At 63.6% G+C, this 18,886-nt stretch carries 11 protein-coding genes and 3 pseudogenes; 7 read left to right on the top strand and 7 right to left on the bottom strand.

Annotated features, from left to right (window positions below; translation table 11 throughout):
- Positions 1–34: 34 nt before the first annotated feature.
- From AC3EGR_RS05660 to AC3EGR_RS05645, 4 genes are read right to left on the bottom strand one after another with little or no spacing between them, the layout of a single operon-like run.
- Positions 35–823: an ABC transporter ATP-binding protein gene (locus AC3EGR_RS05660; RefSeq protein ID WP_488545471.1), complete on the bottom strand. Its 789-nt coding sequence runs from the start codon at positions 821–823 to the stop codon at positions 35–37.
- Complete coding sequence (locus AC3EGR_RS05655) at positions 820–1,653, bottom strand: ABC transporter permease (protein WP_488545470.1); 834 nt, start codon at positions 1,651–1,653, stop codon at positions 820–822. Before AC3EGR_RS05655 ends, AC3EGR_RS05660 begins: the two co-directional genes overlap by 4 nt.
- Complete coding sequence (locus tag AC3EGR_RS05650; protein WP_488545469.1) at positions 1,650–2,516, bottom strand: ABC transporter permease; 867 nt, start codon at positions 2,514–2,516, stop codon at positions 1,650–1,652. Before AC3EGR_RS05650 ends, AC3EGR_RS05655 begins: the two co-directional genes overlap by 4 nt.
- Positions 2,516–4,786, bottom strand: a complete 2,271-nt coding sequence (locus AC3EGR_RS05645) for a sulfatase-like hydrolase/transferase (RefSeq protein ID WP_488545468.1) — start codon at positions 4,784–4,786, stop codon at positions 2,516–2,518. Before AC3EGR_RS05645 ends, AC3EGR_RS05650 begins: the two co-directional genes overlap by 1 nt.
- 101 nt (positions 4,787–4,887) lie before the next feature.
- Between AC3EGR_RS05645 and AC3EGR_RS05640 the strand changes: the two genes are divergently transcribed.
- Both AC3EGR_RS05640 and gyrB (AC3EGR_RS05635) read left to right on the top strand, forming a co-directional pair.
- Positions 4,888–5,898 (top strand): LacI family DNA-binding transcriptional regulator, encoded by a 1,011-nt coding sequence (locus AC3EGR_RS05640; RefSeq protein ID WP_488545467.1) that lies wholly within the window; start codon positions 4,888–4,890, stop codon positions 5,896–5,898.
- Positions 5,899–5,907: 9 nt separating this feature from the next.
- Positions 5,908–6,693, top strand: a pseudogene (gene gyrB, locus AC3EGR_RS05635) (DNA gyrase subunit B); the annotation flags it as partial.
- Positions 6,694–6,915: 222 nt separating this feature from the next.
- Here gyrB (AC3EGR_RS05635) and AC3EGR_RS05630 read toward each other — a convergent pair.
- Both AC3EGR_RS05630 and AC3EGR_RS05625 read right to left on the bottom strand, forming a co-directional pair.
- Positions 6,916–8,526, bottom strand: coding sequence for a nuclease domain-containing protein (locus AC3EGR_RS05630; protein ID WP_488545466.1), 1,611 nt, complete (start codon positions 8,524–8,526; stop codon positions 6,916–6,918).
- Complete coding sequence (locus AC3EGR_RS05625; RefSeq protein WP_488545465.1) at positions 8,486–10,762, bottom strand: McrB family protein; 2,277 nt, start codon at positions 10,760–10,762, stop codon at positions 8,486–8,488. The genes AC3EGR_RS05630 and AC3EGR_RS05625 overlap by 41 nt, the downstream gene beginning before the upstream one ends.
- A gap of 139 nt (positions 10,763–10,901) precedes the next feature.
- On the opposite strand from AC3EGR_RS05625, the pseudogene gyrB (AC3EGR_RS05620) reads away from it, so the two are divergent.
- From gyrB (AC3EGR_RS05620) to AC3EGR_RS05610, 3 genes and pseudogenes are all read left to right on the top strand, one after another.
- Positions 10,902–11,712 (top strand): annotated as a pseudogene (gene gyrB / locus AC3EGR_RS05620) (DNA gyrase subunit B); the annotation flags it as partial.
- Positions 11,713–11,781: 69 nt separating this feature from the next.
- Positions 11,782–13,039: pseudogene (locus AC3EGR_RS05615) on the top strand (IS256 family transposase).
- 720 nt (positions 13,040–13,759) lie between these two features.
- Positions 13,760–14,818 carry a DNA cytosine methyltransferase gene (locus AC3EGR_RS05610; protein ID WP_488545464.1) on the top strand — a complete coding sequence of 353 codons (1,059 nt, stop codon included), beginning with the start codon at positions 13,760–13,762 and terminating at the stop codon, positions 14,816–14,818.
- Here the strand turns inward: AC3EGR_RS05610 and AC3EGR_RS05605 are convergent.
- On the bottom strand, positions 14,815–15,630 hold the full coding sequence (locus AC3EGR_RS05605; RefSeq protein ID WP_488545463.1) for a hypothetical protein: 816 nt from the start codon (positions 15,628–15,630) through the stop codon (positions 14,815–14,817). The two genes, AC3EGR_RS05610 and AC3EGR_RS05605, sit on opposite strands and share 4 nt — an antisense overlap.
- 35 nt (positions 15,631–15,665) lie before the next feature.
- Between AC3EGR_RS05605 and AC3EGR_RS05600 the strand changes: the two genes are divergently transcribed.
- On the top strand, positions 15,666–16,073 hold the full coding sequence (locus AC3EGR_RS05600) for a very short patch repair endonuclease (RefSeq protein WP_488545462.1): 408 nt from the start codon (positions 15,666–15,668) through the stop codon (positions 16,071–16,073).
- Positions 16,074–16,767: 694 nt separating this feature from the next.
- Positions 16,768–18,795 (top strand): DNA/RNA helicase domain-containing protein, encoded by a 2,028-nt coding sequence (locus tag AC3EGR_RS05595; protein WP_488545461.1) that lies wholly within the window; start codon positions 16,768–16,770, stop codon positions 18,793–18,795.
- Positions 18,796–18,886: the final 91 nt, after the last annotated feature.

Raw genomic sequence — 18,886 nt, 5'->3', positions numbered from 1 at the left:
CCTTTGCTTGTGGAATGCCGGACAGGTGCCGGCGCTAGTGGCGCACGATCTCGCCGCGAATCAGTTCCCAGATCTCGCGCTTGGTCCGCATGAAGTCGGCGTGCTCGCCGGCCTGCTCGATGTCGACGCCGCGCCAGGCCGCGTCACGCGGCACGGCGATCTCGCGCAGGATGCGGCCGGGGCCCTTGGACATCACGATCACGCGGTCGCTCAGGTACACCGCTTCCTCGACGCTGTGGGTGATGAAGAGCACCGTGTAGTGCAGCTCGCGCTGCAGGCGCGACACCTCTTCCTGCAGCACGGTGCGGGTCTGCGCGTCGAGCGCGCCGAAAGGCTCGTCCATCAGCAGGATCTCGGGCCGCACCGCCAGCGCCCGGGCGATCGCCACGCGCTGCTGCATGCCGCCGGAGAGTTCGTGCGGGTAGGCATTGCGGAAGCGCTGCAGGCCCATCAGCTCCAGCTGCTCGCCCACGCGCCGCTCGCATTCCTCGCGCGGCACGCCGGCCACCGTGAGGCCGAAGCCGATGTTCCGGGCCACGGTCTCGGAAGGAAACAGCGCGAAGCGCTGGAACACCACGCTGCGCTGCGGCCCGGCGGCACCGGCCGGGCGCCCGTCCACCAGCACCTCGCCGGTGCTCGGCGCCTCCAGCCCCGCCGCGATCATCATCAGCGTCGACTTGCCGCAGCCCGAGGGGCCGACCACGGTGACGAACTCGCCCTTGGCGATGGCCAGGTCGCTGCGTTCCAGGGCCGGCGTTTCGCCGCCGCGGGCGTGGAAGGTCTTGGAGACCCCCCGGATTTCCATCTTGGGTGCGTTCGTCATTCCAGCGGCCGGGCCAGCGCCGGCTTCCAGGGCAGGAGGGTGGACTGCAGGCGCTGCAGCAGCGCGTCGATGAGGAAGCCGAGCACGCCGATGCTTGTCATGCCCACGAGGATGGTCGCGGCGGAATCGTTGATCTGGCCCTGCGAGATGAGGAAGCCCAGGCCCTGCTTGCCGACCACCAGTTCCGCGCCGACCAGCGCCATCCAGCCGTTGCTGAACGCGATGCGCATGCCGGTGAAGATGGTGGGCGCCGCCACCGGCAGCACCACGCGTCGCAGCGTCGTCAGCGAGCCAGCACCCAGCGTGCGTGCCGCGCGCACGAGGATGGGATCGACCTGGGCCACCGCGAGCTGGGTGTTGATGATGCAGGCCGGGAAGGCCGCGATGAACACGATCAGCGCCTGCGTCGTCGTCGACGCGCCGAACCACAGCACCGCGATCGGCACCCACGCGAAGGGCGGGATGTAGCGCAGCAGCTCGAACACCGGCGTGACCACCGCGCGCAGCGGCGGCAGCCAGGCCAGCGCGATGCCGACTGGCAGGCCGAGGGCGAGCGCGGCCAGCACGCCGAGGCCCCAACGCTGCAGGGACACACCTGCGTGCCCGATGAGCGTGGCGCCGCTGAAGGGCTCGGCGAGCAGGGAAGCGAAGCGGCCCACGACCTCCCACGGCGAGGGCAGCACGCGTGCCGGAATGAAGCCGGGAATGGCGGCGGCAATCGCCCAGAGCGCCAGCAGGGCGGCGATGGCGCCCGCGCCGTACAGCACCGCCGGCCCCACCGGCCGGCGGCGGGGCGCGTGCACGGGCGTGGCCCCCGCCAGCGCGTTCATCCCGCCCTCCCGGCCTGGGCCCACGGCGCCACCCAGCGCGTGAGCAGGTGCATGCCGATGGAGAACAGCGCGCCCAGCACGCCGATGATGGCCATGGCCACCAGCAGGATCCCCACTTCCAGCGTGCGCGATGCATTGAGCGCGATGTAGCCCAGCCCCGCCGTGGCGGCGAGCAGTTCGGCCGCGACCAGCGTCGTCCACGCGTTGCCCAGCGCGATGCGCGCACCGGCCACCAGCGTGGGCAGAGCGGTGCGGCAGACGACGCGGGTGAGGATCTGCGCATCGCTGGCGCCCAGAGTCCTGGCCGCGCGCACCAGCAGGTTGTCGATGGAGTACACCGCCTGCATGGAGTTCAGCACCCAGGGCACGATGGCGGCGATGAACACCACGAAGATGCGCGCCGGGTTCCCGATGCCCAGCCACAGGATGGCGAGCGGAATCCAGGCGAGGGGCGGCACCGGCCGCAGGATCTGGAAGATGGGGAAGGCGATCCAGCGCACCCGCGGCCACCAGCCCATGGCGATGCCCAGGGGCACGCCGATGGCGCCCGCGAGCAGCCAGCCGCCGGCCACGATGCGCAGGCTGGCCGCCACGTGCTCGCCCAGCGAGCTGCCCAGGTAAGGGCGCTTCCACAGGCGCACGAAGGCGTCCCACACCTCCTGCGGCGGCGGCAGGAACAGCGGCGAGATCCAGCCCTCGGGCCGGGTCGCGTACCACCAGGCCGCGAACATCGCCGCCAGCGACAGGGCGGCGATGGCGAGCCACTGCGCGCGCCCCGGCTCGCGCCGCCAGAACGGCAGCGTGGCGTCCGCCTCCGGGGCGGAGCCGGCCCAGCGCCATGCGGGTCGTGCGCTGCCGGCCATCAGTCCATCGGCTGGTGGTCCACCGGGTCCTGCTGCGGCTCGAGTTCGATCTCGACCCGCTGCAGCGCGCCCGGCGTGAAGGCAAATTCGTCGGCGTAGGCATCGCTCACGCGCGACAGCGAGTCGCGGCCGACGTCCAGCGCCGACCAGGAGATGAACCAGCGGGCGCTGCGCGGGATCTCGCCCTCGCCGACGGGCTTGCCGTCGACGAAGAGGCGGCCGATGCCGGCGTAGTCGGCGGTGCGCTCGAATTCGAAGTCGAGGGTGCCGGCGCCGGCCGTCACGGCGCCGGCACTGCTCGCGACCCGGTAAGGCGTGCCTTCGTGGTTGTATTCGAAGAAGAGGCGGCCGCCCTGCACGTACATCGTGAAGCCGCCGCTCAGGTCGCCCAGCGACACCACCACGCCTTCGGGCGCCCGGCCCGTGTGCGCGAGACGCCCGGTGATGCGGAAGGAGCGGTTGACCATCAGCGGCGCGGCGCCGCTGGGGATGCGGCTCATGCCGGGATAGAGCACCAGCCGCGTGCGCAGGCGCGGCGAGCCCGGGCTCTGGTACTTGACGGCGCGCTCCGGGAAGCCGCGGTCGTCCAGCGGCAGCACGCCGAAGCGGCCGGCCTCGGCCCACCAGCGGCCCACCAGGTTCTGCAGCTTGTCCGGATGTTCGGCGGCGAGGTCCTTGCACTCGGAGAAGTCCGCGTCCAGGTTGTACAGCTCCCAGGTGTCGTCGTCGTAGCTGCCGCCGCGCTTGTGGAAGGACACGGCCTTCCAGCCGTCGTGCCAGATGGCGCGGTGCGTGAACATCTCGAAGTACTGCGTGTCGCGCCGCGTCGGCGCCGCCGCATCCTCGAAGGAGTAGCGCATGCTGACGCCGTGCACCGGCATCTGCGGTACGCCGTTGTAGACCTTGGGCGGCGCGATGCCCGCCAGGTCCAGGATGGTGGGCGCGATGTCGATGACGTGGTGGAACTGGCTGCGCACGCCGCCGCGGGCCTTCAGGCCGTCGCGCCACGACACGATCAGCGGCGCGCGCACCCCGCCCGCGTGGGTGTTCTGCTTGTAGCGGCGCAGCGGCGTATTGCCCACCTGCGCCCAGCCTTGCGGGTAGTTGGTCTGGCTGCGCGGGCCGCCGATCTGGTCGATGCGCGCCAGGTTGTAGGCCAGGTCGGGCTGGTTGCCGTTCTCGTAGGCCACGATGTTGGTGGTGCCGCCCGCGCCGCCTTCCTGGCTGGCGCCGTTGTCGGCCAGCACCACGAAGATCGTGTTGTCGAACTTGCCGACCTGCTTGAGGTAGTCGACGAAGCGTCCGAGCGCATGGTCGGTGTGGTCCACCATCGCCGCGAAGGCCTCCTGCAAGCGGGCCGACACGCGCTTCTCGTCGGCGGAGAGCGCGTCCCAGGCCTGCACGCCCTGGTTGCGCGGCGCCAGCGTTGTGCCCTTCGGGATCACGCCCTGTTCCAGCTGGCGGCGGTAGCGACGCTCGCGGATCACGTCCCAGCCTTCGTCGTACTTGCCGCGGTACTTGTCCAGGAAGGACTGCGGCGCCTGGTGCGGGCAGTGCGCCGCGCCGAAGGCGAGGTAGGCGAAGAAAGGCTTTTCGCCGGAGGCGGACACCTGGTCGCGCACGAAGCCGATCGCATGGTCGATGAGATCGTCGGTGAGGTGGTAGCCCTCCTCGGGCGTCTTCGGCGGGTCCACGCGGTGGTTGTCGTGCACCAGGTCCGGGTAGAAATGGTCGGTCAGCGCGTCGAGGAAGCCGTAGAAGCGCTCGAAGCCGCGGCCCAGGGGCCATTGGTCGTAGGGGCCCGCGGCGCTGGTCTGGTCGATGGGCGCGACGTGCCACTTGCCGACGCACATCGTGTTGTAGCCGCTGGACTTGAGCATCTCGGCCAGCGTGGCGGCCTGCTTGCTGATGTGGCCGCGCGTGGCGGGAAAGCCGCTGTCGGCGTTGGCCAGGAACGCCATGCCCACGCTGTGGTGGTTGCGCCCGGTGAGCAGCGACGCGCGCGTGGGCGAGCACAGGGGCGTGACGTGGAAGTTGTTGTAGCGCAGCCCCTCGCCAGCGAGAGCATCCATCGTCGGCGTGGCGATCTCGGAGCCGTAGCAGCCGAAGCTGCCGAAGCCCACGTCGTCATAGAGCACCACCACCACGTTGGGCGCGCCCGGCCTGGCCTTCACCGGCTCGGGCCACCACGGCTGCGACTCCTGCCAGGTGGCGCCGATGCGGCCCTGGAAGTCTGCGTCGGAGGGCTCGGGTGGATTCGAATCGGACATGGAGAAGTGCGGAGGTGTGCGAGGGAGGGATGGTTTTGCGCAATCGATTGCGCTACATTCTAGGGAGCCGCCTGCCGGCGAACTCCTGTCGTTTACCCGTAATGCGGAACAACAAGTCCACCATCTACGACCTGGCCCGCATGGCGGACGTGTCGGCCACCACGGTGAGCTCGGTGCTGAGCGGCAACTGGCGCAGCCGCCGCATTGCCGAAGAGACGGCGCAGCGCGTGCTGGCGCTGGCCGAGGAACACCGCTTCAGCGTGAACCGCCAGGCGAGCGGGCTGCGCACCAGCCGCTCGGGCCTGATCGGCATGATCATCCCGCTGCACGACAACCGCTTCTTCAGCAGCATGGCGCAGACCTTCGAGAAGCTCGCGCGCGAACGGCACCTCTACCCCATCGTCGTCAGCACCCTGCGCGAGCCGGCGCTGGAACTGGAAACGGTGCGCACGCTGATCTCGTACCGGGTCGAGTCGCTGGTGATCGCCGGCGCGACCGACCCCGATGCCATCAGCGACATCTGCCGCTCGCACGGCATCGCGCACGTGAACGTCGACCTGCCGGGGAAGAAGGCGACCTCCGTCATCAGCGACAACCTGTGGGGAGCGCAGCAGCTGACGCTGGAGCTGATCGCCAAGTCGAAACCGCTGCGGGCGGCGGCGCGCAACCGGCCTTACTTCCTGGGCGGCCTGGCGTCGGACCATGCGACGGCGCGCCGGATCGAGGGCTTCTCGGAAGCCGTGCACTCGCAGGTGGGCGAACTCGGCCCGGGGCAGGTGGATGCCTGCGGCTACGAACCCGACCTCGCGGAAGCGGCGATTGCCGCCCTGTACCGGCGGCTGAAAGGCATGCCGCGCGCGCTGTTCGTGAACTCCACCATCGCCCTGGAAGGCGTGGTGCGGTTCCTGAAGACACTGCCGCACGAAGAGCTGGACCAGTGCACCTTCGGCTGCTACGACTGGGATCCGTTCGGGAGCATGCTGAGTTTTCCGCTGCGCATGGTGCGGCAGAACGTGGACGGGTTGCTGGAGGAGGCGTTCGTTGTGCTGGATGGGGCCGGGTCGGGGCAGGCGCGGGTGATCGAGATTCGGCCGATTCTGGTGTTTGGGTGAGGCTCAACGGACGGCCACGAGCTCGATGGCTTCCTCCTGCGCATCGCCCTGCATGGCACGAGGGTGGAGACCGGCGGCGCGGACAACCGCGTGATCGAGGGCGACACGCTGGCGGAGCTGGCGCGCAAGCACCAGGTGGCCGAGAACGTGATCAACCGCCTGAGCGGCTTCATGGACGCCGAGGCGCTGCGCGCGATCTCGGACGGCGTGGTGCTGAATCTGGACACGGTGCCTGACGCGGAAAAGAGCGCACTGGCACTGCAGGCCAAGCTGCAGGAGATCGACCGCCTGACCAATGCGGCGCCGGCGGAAGTGGCCGGCGAGTTCGACACGCGGTCGGACAAGCCGATCCTGCGCATCTCGCGCCGGCACCACGGCAACATCAAGTCCTCGGTCATCACCCAGGACTTCGTCCACGGGGCCGACTACAAGGCGTTGGCCGAGGCGGCGGATACGTTCCGCGGTCTGCTGGCCGAAGGCGCGATGGTCAAGCGCGGCGAGGGCGAGCGCGCGAAGGAAGAGAAGGTGGGCGACTTCCGCACGGCGATGAAGTGGCTGATCTCGGAGGCCGAGCGGACGACGTCGAGGCAGCGCTACAAGGGGCTGGGGGAGATGAACCCCGAGCAGCTGTGGGAGACCACGATGGACCCGAACGTGCGGCGCCTGCTGCGCGTGCAGATCGATGATGCGATCGAGGCGGATCGGGTGTTCACGATGCTGATGGGGGATGAGGTGGAGCCGCGGCGGGATTTCATTGAGACGAACGCGCTGCGGGCGGCGAATATAGACGTGTGAAGTCTCTCTCTCGCTCGCCAAGAACCTACGGGGCATGAGCTGCAAGGCTTCTGCCCCGTTTCTTTTGACCGACTTGGGCTCGATGCCCGCGCGCCAATTTCGACAGCGGCACCACTGACCCGTGCGGCATCAAGGCTAGCGTCGAGAGATTCGCAAACGAGATCCCGTCGTTTCACGCAGCAAAACCAGTGATGGTGCGCGCGCTGGCAAGCTAGGAGAAGGCTAGAACGGGCCGACCAGTATTGGGCGCAAGAGATTTTCTAGAACACCGGTTCCGGTCGTCGGGGACAAAGGCACGACGCCGACCAGCTCGCGTTGCCGAAACTCGGATTGCTCCAACCACGGTGCACCGCCTCCGGCGGGGACAAGCAGTATGGCGGCATCAGGAGCTTGCCCGTTCCATCTCAAGCTATCCCGGTAGATGTGGGCTGACTCCATGCCTTCGAGCACCCCATACCGAGAGACTCGGTACTTTGCATCAAAGACAAGGAACCTGCGGTGCTCGCCCTTCTCAATGGTCAGCACCAAATCGGGATAGCGCTCTCCAGATATGCTGTGAAAGCCATGCGGTGCACCTTGGTCCCCCGCAGGAAACCGCGGCTGTAGGTAGGCCTGTACCTTTCTCTGCCCGACGACGCACGAGAACTTGATGAAGTCCCCCCGAAGGCGCGACGGGTACACAATCTCGCCTGCAGCGTCACCTAGGATTTTGCGAAGCGTTCGGACTAGTTGCAAGAAGGTCCAGCGCTCATAGATCTGCCAACTCGGGCTCATCCAAAGCCTCTCGTGGCCGCGCTCACCTTCAACGCCTGGCCGTAAGGCCCGCCAAGCGTTGCGATAGGCGCGGGCATAGACAGGATCTGCAGCTATCGTATTCAGGCCCGCCGCGGAAATCTCCGGGCGGCTCACCTTATCGAAGGGCGAGGATCTGACAATAGCTCGCAAGGCGTCCTCGAGGTGCGCCAAGAACTGCATGCGCCGCGAAAGTCGCAACTTAACCTCGTCGGCATCGCTATCCCATGCCGATCCAAGTCGGAGTCGCTCAAACTCGGTGCCGACGCCTCTCAGACGGCGCAGCATGGCGCGTGCGACCGCCAGTAGCGTCCGATTCCCGGGATTGTCCACCGTGTGCTCGGCGGAGGGTACATCGAACAGCACCGGTGCGCCTTCCAACGAGCTTGACTGCCGCCGCAGGACACGCGCAGTTCCAGCCGTCTGAGCGGCCGCCCGGATAGTTGCGGCATCCATACGGCGCACTTGGTGCAACGACTGATGCTGGCGCCCATGGCGAAGACGGGTCAGCGGCCGGCGCCTCACCTCTTGCAGCGCCGACAGGAACGTCGGCGCGTACAGCTTGAGCCGCGCGTACGCCAAGTGTGGATCGTAGAAGGTCCCGCTTGTGCCGATGGAGCTTTGCGCCGCTTCAGCGCCTATCACAAGGTGAGGTGCGAAGGCAAATAGCTCGTCGAGCATTCCCGCGAATTCCTCGGAGCCGAGCTTACTCGGTGCAGGCGAAACATCGATCCAGCATGTCAGCCGTAGCGCCCCTGCACTGTCTACGACTTCCACCGGAACCTCGCCCGCAAAGAAACCTGCACTCCATAGCCAAGTATTCGGTTTAGAGCCAATCCGCTTCGCTTCCACATCATCGACGAAGAGACTGTATGAGTCCGCCCCCTCCACGACGAGAAGGTATTCAACCCACTCTGTACAGCCCACGACGCGTCGAGTGGCTACGTCATAGCGGATGGCGGCGGCCTCGTCGTCGGCGCGACGGACAGCCAGGGTCAGTTCAGCGCCAGAATCTTGCACTGCCGGTCTGCTGAAGATCATCGCTCAGCTCGTCCACCTTGGCGCGCGACTCATGCAACTGCGCTGCATCCAGCACCTCCTTAGCCTTCTGCAAAGCCGTGCGCAGCCGGTGAGTATCGTCACCACGAAGCTTCGGGAGAATCTTGCCGTAAATCGCATTATCAAGCGCCTCTGCCGCGGTCATCGTTCCGTCCTGCGCGGCCGAACGGACGAACCCGATCACGTCGGCTACCGTGCGCCAGCCGAAGTGAAGCCGAGCTGGCTCCAGAGCTTGGCCCAGGTTTCTAAGCACATCGCGCACCACTTTTTCAGTGATGGGATCAAGCTCACTCGTACTCCAGCCGGGATATGCATCGACGTCGACCTTCCAGAAGTCGATCACACATGCACGATCCAGCACCTTGTCGCTCAGTCCATGGGTGGTCTCGTCCATGTTCACGGTGCCGATAATCACTAGATTGGCCGGGTATGGAATACGCGGCGGTACCCCCGTCATTTCCTCGTCGGAAGTGTGAAAGTGGATCGGGTCGCCAGTCTCCATCGCGGACAGCAAAGGTGCGAGGTACTGCTCAGGATGCGAGAGGTTCATCTCATCGAGTACAAGGGTGTACGGCCGCCCTGGATCTCCTGCTGCGCGAAGTATGAAGTCGAGGAGGTTTGTGCGAACGTACACACCCTCCAGAAGCGGACTCACGTAGCCAAGGATTGATGATGGGTCGTGCCACCCGGGTTGCACCGGGAGAACGTACAGGCCCTCCTCCGGAGATGACTCGCCAGACCAGAGAGCGAGCCCGTAACTTCTGGCGAGCAGGGTCTTGCCCGCGCCACTCAATCCCGCAAGTACGGCGAAGTGACGCCTCTCGTTGTGCCACAGACCTGCATCGAGCCGCGCGATCAATTGTTTCGGGAAAGTCGCTGTCTTCGGAAACGCGCCATGCATCGCGCTGAGTGATGGGCGACGCGCGATGCCGGTACTGCGTTGTGGCTTTGCTGCCTCGACTGCGGCGAGGTGCGTATCCGCATCCTCCTTCGGGAGCGATTCCGGAGTCCAATGGATTCGCGATGCCCAAGCACTGCCCTCAGGCGTCAGGCGCACCACTCCCGCCGTGTCCACGTCGGCGAGTCCCAGACGCGTTGTCCACTTCACCATTACGTCCGGCGCAAATCGCGTCGTCCAGCCGGGGTTGACGGTCTGCAGTAAAGCCCCTAACGCCTCGGCGGACATGGGCGCCTTCCTTAGCTCGAACAGCACGCGATCGAATCCTAGAATACGCGTGAGCAACCAATCAGACAGCTCGTCCGGATCGCCGGTTTCTAGGAATGTCTCGCCACGCGCCGTGAGCCGCAACTCGTTGCCGCTCGCCTTGATCACGCCCCATTCGGCAATGAGCACGTTTATGTTTGTATTGATCGAGCTGTCGGACAGCTTGGGGTTGACGGAGCGGATGTGCTCACGCATGTCCTCCCGAGTGCATCCCTCCTTCGCGAACTCGATCATGCTCCGCACCGAGGGAAGGAAACCGCCAATAGCAGTCAACCCTTTCCGCCGGCGGGCTGCCGGTAGTGGGTTAAGCTTTTCGGAGCCGGAAGCCGGGTCATCGATAACCGTTGCTTCCTCACCGACCTCCTGGATGTGCGCTGCGTATAGGAGCCATGGCAGCGACATCCTCTGAACTCCGGCTTCTGTTGGGGGCGGGGTCACCGGCCCGAGAGCGTCCTCCAGCTTCTGGAGGACTTCGGCATGCAGCAGCACGCCAGGCTTCGAAGCCGTTTCTGAAAGGTGCATCGACTTCGCGAGTTGCCGCAGCTTTCTAACGTGGGCAATGGTGGTGAAGTCCTCCGGAAATAAGGCAGCAAAAACCCGGTACATCTTCAGTCGCGGAGAGCGAGGCAGAAGCGGCTGAATGGTGGATGCAAACTTGTCCCACGCAGACTTGATCTGCAACTTGCGCGCCTCCCGTTCGGGCGACAGGACCAGGTTTCTGAAGTCCCAGAGCATCCGGGCGATCTGCGGATCTGAAATCAATGTCGAAACGTCCACTGTTCCCATTCCAGTGGCCGACACTGCCTCGCTCTCCCACAAAGCCCACTGAAAGGCGGCGGACAGGAACTCCTCTTCCGGCGCGCTACGGACGGCGGCAATGTGGGCGACCAATTTAGGTTGCCAATCACGATATCCGGGTTGGCTACCGAATTTGGCGATAGCGGCTGCTTCCGCCGACTGAAGTTGTTCTCTGGTGACGAGCTCGGCCGGCATTCAACTTCCTTCGATGTGGTACGGCCTGCGGCCGTGCGGTGCTTCAAGTTACAAATCCTAGCAGGAGAGCGCCCGATGGCGGCGCGCGCTCCAATAGAAGCGCAACCTCGTCCGCCCGCTACTGGTTGACCGCGTTTGGCCCCAGATGCCCGAGCTCGTGGAGCGCGGCCACATCTATCGTGCAGCCGCCGCTGTACAAGGTGAAGGCGGGCAAGGAGGAGCTGTACCTGAAGGACGGCAGCGAGCTCGATGGCTTCCTGCTGCGCATCGCGATGCACGGGGCCAAGGTGGAGACCGGTGGCGCGGACAACCGCGTGCTGGAAGGCGACACGCTGTCGGAGCTGGCGCGGAAGCACCAGGTGGCCGAGAACGTGATCAACCGCCTGAAGGGCTTCATGGACGCCGAGGCGCTGCGCGCGATCTCCGACGGCGTGATGCTGAACCTGGACACGGTGCCCGACGCGGAGAAGAGCGCGCTGGCGCTGCACAAGCTGCAGGAGATCGACCGGCTGACGAGCGCTGCGCCCGCTGAGGTTGCTGGCGAGTTTGACACGCGTTCGGACAAGCCGATCCTGCGGATTTCGCGGCGGCACCACGGGAACATCAAGTCCTCGGTCATCACGCAGGACTTCGTGCACGGGGCGGATTACGAGGCGCTGGCCGAGGCGGCGGATACGTTCCGCGGACTGCTGAACGAAGGAGCGGTGGTGAAGCGAGGCGAGGGTGAGGGCGCCAAGGAGGAGCGCGTGGGCGACTTCCGGACGGCGATGAAGTGGCTGATCTCGGAGGCCGAGCGGACCACTTCCCGCCAGCGCTACAAGGGGCTGGGGGAGATGAAGCCGGAGCAGCTGTGGGAGACGACGATGAATCCCAATGTGCGCCGACTGCTGAAGGTGCAGATCGATGATGCGATCGAGGCGGATCGGGTGTTCACGATGCTGATGGGGGATTGCCGCCGTCGTGGGCCTGTCCTGAATTTCGTGTGTGAGGCATAAAGTGACCAACCCCCGGAGCTCTATATGCCGAGCAGAACGAAGGAGAGGAACGCGGAGATCGCCGCCAAGAGCGCGGCGCTTCCGAAGATTCCCAAAGAACTGATTGATCAGTTCGTCTCCGGTCCGATGACCGGCGAGGCTGTGAACGCCGCCACGATGGCGTTCAAGAAGGCGCTGATCGAGCGCGCCTTGGGCGCAGAGCTGGGCCACCACTTGGGCCAGCCGCCGGCGGAGGAGGAAACCGCCGGCAACCATCGCAACGGAACCAGCCCCAAGACGGTGCTGACTGGAGAAGGGTCGGTGCGGGTGGACATTCCGCGGGACCGCAACGGCAGCTTCAAGCCGCTGCTGATCCCCAAGCACGAGCGGCGTTTCACCGGCTTTGACGACAAGATCATCGCCATGTACGCGCGCGGCATGACGATGCGCGAGATCCAGGCTGGAAAGCTACGGCGTGGAGGTGTCGCCGGAGTTCATCAGCTCGGTCACGGAAGCGGTGATGGCTAAAGTGAACGCCTGGCAGTCGCGCCCGCTGGAGCCGATGTACCCGGTTGTCTTCTTCGATGCCTTGCGGGTGAAGATCAAGGAAGACGCGGTGGTGCGCAACAAGGCGATCTACCTGGCTTTGGGCGTGCAGCGCGACGGCTGCCGCGACATCCTGGGGTTGTGGATCGAAGGCTCAGAGGGCGCCAAGTTCTGGATGAAGGTGTTTAACGACCTGAAGACCCGCGGAGTTGGTGACATCCTGATCGCGGTCACCGACGGCTTGAAGGGCACGCCCGAAGCGCTGGCGGCGGTGTTTCCCGCCACGACGCTGCAGACCTGCATCGTGCATCTGATCCGCAACAGCCTGGAGTTCGCTAGCTGGAAGGATCGCAAGGCGATGGCGCGCGCGCTCAGGCCGATCTACACAGCGGCCACCGCCGAAGCGGCCCAGGCCGAGTTGGAAGCATTTGAGCGAGGTCCTTGGGGGATCAAGTTCCCCACGGTGACGCCGGCTTGGCGACGCGCCTGGAGCCACGTGATTCCATTCTTCGCCTTCCCGCCGGACATCCGACGGGTGATCTACACGACCAACGCGATCGAGAGCATTCATTCGCAGCTGCGCAAGATCATCAAGAGCCGCGGCCACTTCCCCAGCGACGACGCTGCGACCAAACTGATCTGGCTCGCCTTGAAGAACATCACCGCCGACTGGGGCCGAGCAGCCAAAGAATGGAAGGAGGCGATGAATCAGTTCGCGATCATCTACGAAGATCGCTTCACGAAGGCGGCGGCCTAAGATGTCGCACCGACTTGCCCACCGCGTAGTGCGTTTGTCGCAAGCGACGCCCGCCGCCGTGGACAAGTCTCAGGGCCTCACACACAAAAATTCAGACAACCCCGCCGTCGTGATCGCGTCCAGCCTTCTTGTCCTCCGCCGGCATCCCCGCCTGCTCCCCTCCGCCTTCTTCTCTTCCTGCACCACGTAATCCGCCAGCGTACTCTGCGCGCCGACCTGGCTCGCTCGCTCCTGGCAGCAAATCCCCTGGTCCGAGCTTCGTCGCCCCGCGCCCGAACTTCTCCGGCACCGTGTCCCCGATCTGCTGCGAGAGGTCCACCGGCGGCTTGGAGCTTTGCTGCAGCAGCTTGCCGTCGGCCCTATAGACGCTGTAGCAAGTGGCGTTCGCAACGCCGGAGACTCATTGCGGCCACTGACACCCATCCCTTGCGGTTCATGATTCTTCCTCCTAGGGAGGCAGAGGATCGAAGGCGCGAGTGACCCCGTCCATGCCGAGCGCCGCATCCACACCAGCACGCGGGCGAACTGTCGATCGGGGCAGATGCGCGATGGGTGCACGAAACCGATTGCCGGCGCGGTGTGGGTGAGGGGGACTGGCTCCATGAACTAGGGCTTTGTAGCGACAGGCGCCGCAAAACCCCTTACAGGGCACCTCGGCACTGGCCAAATCTACAGTATGGGTACATAATCCGCATTGGACCGCATGAGGAGTTTGTAGAGGTGGCAAGAGCAAACAAGGTAATTTCCCTGTTCGCGGGTGCGGGGGGGATGGACTTCGGAGCCCATGCAGAAGGCTTTGAAACTGCCCTCGCCTTAGATAACTTCCCGGCAGCAACCGCGACCTTCGCGAACTACTTTCCAGACGCGGACGTTCGCACGACGGGAATCTTCGAATTTAACCAGTCCAAAAAGAATCCTTACCCGAAGGCAGACGTGGTGATGGGGGGGTATCCGTGCCAGTCGTTTTCGATGGGCGGCGTACGAAACCCAAGTTCGGACGATAGATCAAACCTCTTTCTAGGGTTTGCGGGCGCTGTCAACAAGATCAAGCCAAAAGTCTTCATCGCAGAAAACGTCTCTGGCTTGACGAAGCTTCAGAACGGAAAGTGGTTTGAAGAACAGATCCACGTGTACGAAAACGAGCTGGACGCGAAGTACCACGTACATTCAATGTTGATGAATGCTGCGGACTACGGAGTGCCGCAATATCGCAAGCGCGTCTTGATCGTCGGCGTTCGACACGATGTGGCCGATACCTTTGAGTTCCCGCAGGCCACGCATGCCAAGCCGGAGGTCGCGAAGAAGAAGGGGCTGCTGCCGCATGCGTCCCACGGAGACGCTATCTCGCATTTGCCGCCAAGGCCAAAGGGTGAGTATTACGAGCGTCCACACGATCCAGAGGGCAACTTCGCTTGGTACTTCATGTCACGGAACCGGCGGCATCGTTGGGACAACCCGGCCTTTACTGTTGTGGCGAACTTTCGGCATGTAACGCTGCATCCCGCGTCCCCGAAAATGGAACTGGAGTGGAGCGATCTCGCGAACGGGTGGAAGCAGAAATGGCGCTTTACTGACGACTACGACCATCTTCAGTTCTGTCCAAAGTACCCGAAGTTGAAGCCGAGAAGACTCTCTTGGCGAGAAGCTGCCGCCATTCAGACGTTTCCTCCTGGATTCGAACCCACCGGCAACCTGGGGGAGAAATTCGAACAGATCGGCAACGCCGTGCCGCCACTGCTGATGCGACACGTGATGCGACAGGTTAAGGGGCTTCTTTAGTCGCCGAACATGCGGCTGACCTTCGCTCTCAAGGTTTCCACCGCGGGATGAAAGTCGGCCAGCGTGAAGAGCTCCGTGCCGTGAAGACGGTCCGCAATCTTGGGGTAGTACTTGAGCTGGCCGCCCGACAGACCGTACCACTCATACAGAACGCCATCCTCGCTGTCGTACCCGACCAGCCGACGCTGCTGAATTCTCCAACGGGCCGGTGCGGGCAGGACTGCGTGGAAGCTACACACCAGGTACGTGCGCTCACCATTCGTCATCGGAGAGTACAAGACTGAGATGTAGACACAGTCCTGGTGGACGAAGAATTTGTTCGCACCTGGGATGCTATTGAGGTACGCAGTCTCAGATGATTGGCGCTCCGTCTGCTGCCGATCCAACACCACCGCCCCAAAGTCGTCTGCCCGCTCGCCGTCGCGGAACATCACTTCAGTGAGGCCTCGATCTGAGCATAGTGCCCAGTCCTTTGCCGCTGAATTTGAAAGCTCAAGGTGAGCACGAAGTGCCGCTGGTTGCGTGGTGTATTGAAGCAGTCGCGGGTGCTCTTTCGTCTTGATCGATGCCCCGCGAACTGCAACGCCGCCGGCCTCGTTTGACTGAACCACAAAATCGTAGAACGCCTTGTTCTCTGTAGTGCGCCCGTGGAGCAACTCAGCAAAGCATCGCTCAATCTGCCGGAACTCTGCCCGCGTGCTGCCGTCCGGCTCGCGCAGATTTCCCGAGCCATCGCGGTAGCTAGCTAGAAACTTTTTGAGAAGGGTTAGCTCCGGCGGAGTTGGATTGCGAGTCAAGAATGCGCGGGACATCTTCACAGCATAGCTGAACAGTTGGAAGCAGCACCATGGATCGCTTGTCGTCTGCCGATCGAAGTCGGCTAATGCGTGCCATAAAGGGGACGCATACTGGCCCAGAGGTAAAGGTGCGCTCGCTTCTCCACGCTCTTGGATTTCGCTTCCGCCTGCACCGCAAGGATTTGCCCGGGCATCCCGACATCGTCTTGCCGAAGCATCGCGCCGTCATATTCGTCAATGGATGCTTTTGGCACAGTCACTCGTGCCCAATCGGGCACCTCCCAAAGACGAGACAAGAGTACTGGGGGCCGAAGCTCTCCAGAACGCGAGAGCGTGATTTAAAGAATCACGCAGCTTTGCGGGCGCTCGGCTGGCGGGTCTTTGTCGTATGGGAATGCGAACTAAAGGACGCGCAAAAACTGCAGAGCCGTCTAAAGGTGGTGCTAAGTGGCTCCTGAACGGGCAGGCGAAATCGTTACGACGTCCCTCATTCAGCGAACGGCCTTTCGAACCTATGGAGCATAGGAAACGGACCTGTGCGTCCTGTGGAGTCTGGCATTGCCAACCGGGATGTCGTCGACATCTAATCGTGTCACGCGCCTGCAATACGGATCGAGCGCAGTCCAGCGCGGCAAAACCTACGTGTGTTGCGGAGGTGATCTTCAAGATCTCAGTGCGGTCCGACGCCTCAACACCGAGTTTCGCGAAGCTAAGCTTGCCGCCCTTCTTCCGGTGCATCGACTGGACGTCGTCGTGAAAGCACCAGCAGCGGCTTGGTGGAGGGACCTACCATATTCGCGGCGGCGACGGTCCAGTCGCCCCGCGAGGTTTGTCGATCAACAGCCCGGAGTAACGGCCCTGGACCCCGCCATTGGTGCGTTGTGCCACACGGTTTAGTCGTCTTCGAGCTGTCTGACCAGTGCTTCGAAGACCTTGCCGGGGGAACACCGCCACTTGTCAGCTCCTTGCAGGAGTCTGGCGGTGTGCGCCTACGCCGCGCCCTCCGACGCCAATCAACCCTGGACGATTGCAATCTCAAGAAGGTTGCTGACTGCACGCTGCAGTTTCGCAACGGTGCCACGCGGGTATTGCTGGTGTTCGGACGCGGTCTGCTATACGTTCCGAAATCAAGAACAACGACGTACTGGTGCCATGCCCGCGTATTACCAAGAAAGAATTACGTGTTTTGTGGCCTCACAGGCAACTGAGATCCTCGGGGTGCTCCAGGCTAGCTACGCCAAAGACGGATTTGCATCTCAGTACACGCGACAAACCCGAGCCTGGGAACAGACGATCCCGCTGCTGCAAGCGGAGTTGCTGGACGTACTTTCCAGGCGCCCAGAAGCTGCGGAATGGACCGTAGTTTTCGAATATCCCCTTTATCGCCTCCGACGCAGGATTGACATCGTGATCTTGGCCGAATACGTGATTGTGGTCGTCGAGGCGAAGAGCGGTTCTGCGGAATTCCCGCAGCAGGACCAGCGGCAGGTCGAGGAGTACGCCTTAGATCTGAGAGACTTTCACGGGGAGAGCAGGTCCCGGAAGATCTACCCGGTCCTGTGGAACACTGAACACACGGAGCCTCTCCTGCGGTATGTCGTAGCAGACGAGGCACATGACGTAGTTAGCCGCGTGCACTTGGCTGGACGACTCGGTCTCCGTAGTTTCCTCGCTGCACTCCAGACACAGGAGATTGGCGCTCCGATCGCGGCAGAAGGTTGGGACTCTTCGCCCTACCGGCCTGTGCCTAGTATTGTGGAAGCCGCAACAGCGATTTTTGCTGGTCATACCGTCACGAGCATCACAAAGGCCGACGCAGAGAATTTGCGGACCGCTTCGGCGCGTCTGCTGGCTCTTATCCAAGAAGCCAGGGACAAGAAGGAACGCTTTCTACTGATGCTGACCGGCGTGCCCGGTTCGGGTAAGACTTTGGCCGGATTGGACGTTGTGCACAGCGCCATCACGACGGGTGTTGAGGAGCGGGGCGACATCGTTTACCTCTCCGGCAATACCCCCTTGGTCACTGTCTTGCGCGAAGCACTCGCTCGGGACCAGCATACGCGGGAGCAGGAGCGTGGCGGCGGTCGCTCACGTGAAGAGATTCGGCGCGAGGTACGCGTTCGAATTCAACACATCAACGACTTCCTAAAGGACGGACTCTCGCGGCCCTCTGGACCGGCCGTGCACGAACACGCCATCGTATTCGACGAAGCGCAAAGGGCCTGGGACGAAAAACAAGGACGCGAGAAATTCAACCGGGACGCGTCGGAACCCGCACTGTTGCTGGACCTGATGTCGCACCAGCCGGAGTGGTGTGCATGTATTTGCCTCGTGGGCGGCGGTCAGGAGATCAATTCAGGGGAAGAGGGCGTCCACGGGTGGGGAGAGGCCTTGCGCAAGCTAAGCCCTGAAGTTCGATCGCAGTGGACAGTCATCGGGCCGCCCGACCTGTTCTCCGGGGGAGACACGGCTGGCGCATTTAGCATCGGAGAACTTCCAGCCGACGTACGTCATCGCCAAGAACGTGATCTGGAGCTGCGAGTCCCACAAAGAAGCTACCGTTCGCCGCGCGTCAGCCAGTGGGTCGATGCGGTCATCGCTGGCCGGACGCGCGAGGCGCAGAACATCGCCTCCGAACTAGGAGACTACCCGGTTTTGCTTACGCGCTCGCCAGCGCAGGCGAAGCAGTGGCTGCACATGCATGGCCGAGGCGAGCGGCGGTATGGCTTGGTAGCAAGTTCAGGCGCTCGCCGGCTTCGGGCAGATGGCTTTGGGGAAATGCTTGACGCGACGGCGGGCATCAAGATCGCACACTGGTATCTCAACCCCCATCACGATATTCGCTCGTCTTTCGCGCTGGAAGTTCCAGCGAATGAATATTCGTGCCAAGGTCTTGAGCTTGATCTCAGCTGCCTGTGTTGGGGCGGGGACATGCTTTGGGACGAGTCGAAGGAACGGTGGCTCTACTCACGCTTATCCGGAAATGCTTGGCAGCAGGTTAACGTTTCGACGAATCAGATGTTCATCGCGAACTCGTACCGGGTGCTTCTCACCCGCGCGCGAGAGGGAATGATTTTGTGGGTCCCCGAAGGATCCTCATCGGATTCGACCAGAGCGCCGGGGCCACTCGACGCGACTGCCGATTACCTCGCGAAGTGTGGAGCGACGGTTGTTCTATGACCAGCTGCAGGGCCAAGAAGCAGCTGTCAACCAAGGGTCCACACACACTACCCAAGGGGAACGTGGCCCGGCGTTCAAGCATGGCCTCCTA

It is taken from the genome of Ramlibacter sp. G4-7, assembly GCF_057784995.1.
Note: the sequence above shows the minus strand (reverse complement) of the source record. Positions and strands in the feature narration are given on the sequence as shown.

Excerpts from the sequence above, each read along its gene's own strand:
- AC3EGR_RS05605 (WP_488545463.1), bottom strand. The coding sequence starts at position 15,630 with ATGTCCCGCGCATTCTTGACTCGCAATCCAACTCCGCCGGAGCTAACC.
- AC3EGR_RS05660 (WP_488545471.1), bottom strand. The coding sequence starts at position 823 with ATGACGAACGCACCCAAGATGGAAATCCGGGGGGTCTCCAAGACCTTC.
- AC3EGR_RS05655 (WP_488545470.1), bottom strand. The coding sequence starts at position 1,653 with ATGAACGCGCTGGCGGGGGCCACGCCCGTGCACGCGCCCCGCCGCCGG.
- AC3EGR_RS05600 (WP_488545462.1), top strand. The coding sequence starts at position 15,666 with ATGGATCGCTTGTCGTCTGCCGATCGAAGTCGGCTAATGCGTGCCATA.
- AC3EGR_RS05595 (WP_488545461.1), top strand. The coding sequence starts at position 16,768 with ATGCCCGCGTATTACCAAGAAAGAATTACGTGTTTTGTGGCCTCACAG.
- AC3EGR_RS05650 (WP_488545469.1), bottom strand. The coding sequence starts at position 2,516 with ATGGCCGGCAGCGCACGACCCGCATGGCGCTGGGCCGGCTCCGCCCCG.
- AC3EGR_RS05630 (WP_488545466.1), bottom strand. The coding sequence starts at position 8,526 with ATGATCTTCAGCAGACCGGCAGTGCAAGATTCTGGCGCTGAACTGACC.
- AC3EGR_RS05625 (WP_488545465.1), bottom strand. The coding sequence starts at position 10,762 with ATGCCGGCCGAGCTCGTCACCAGAGAACAACTTCAGTCGGCGGAAGCA.
- AC3EGR_RS05645 (WP_488545468.1), bottom strand. The coding sequence starts at position 4,786 with ATGTCCGATTCGAATCCACCCGAGCCCTCCGACGCAGACTTCCAGGGC.
- AC3EGR_RS05640 (WP_488545467.1), top strand. The coding sequence starts at position 4,888 with ATGCGGAACAACAAGTCCACCATCTACGACCTGGCCCGCATGGCGGAC.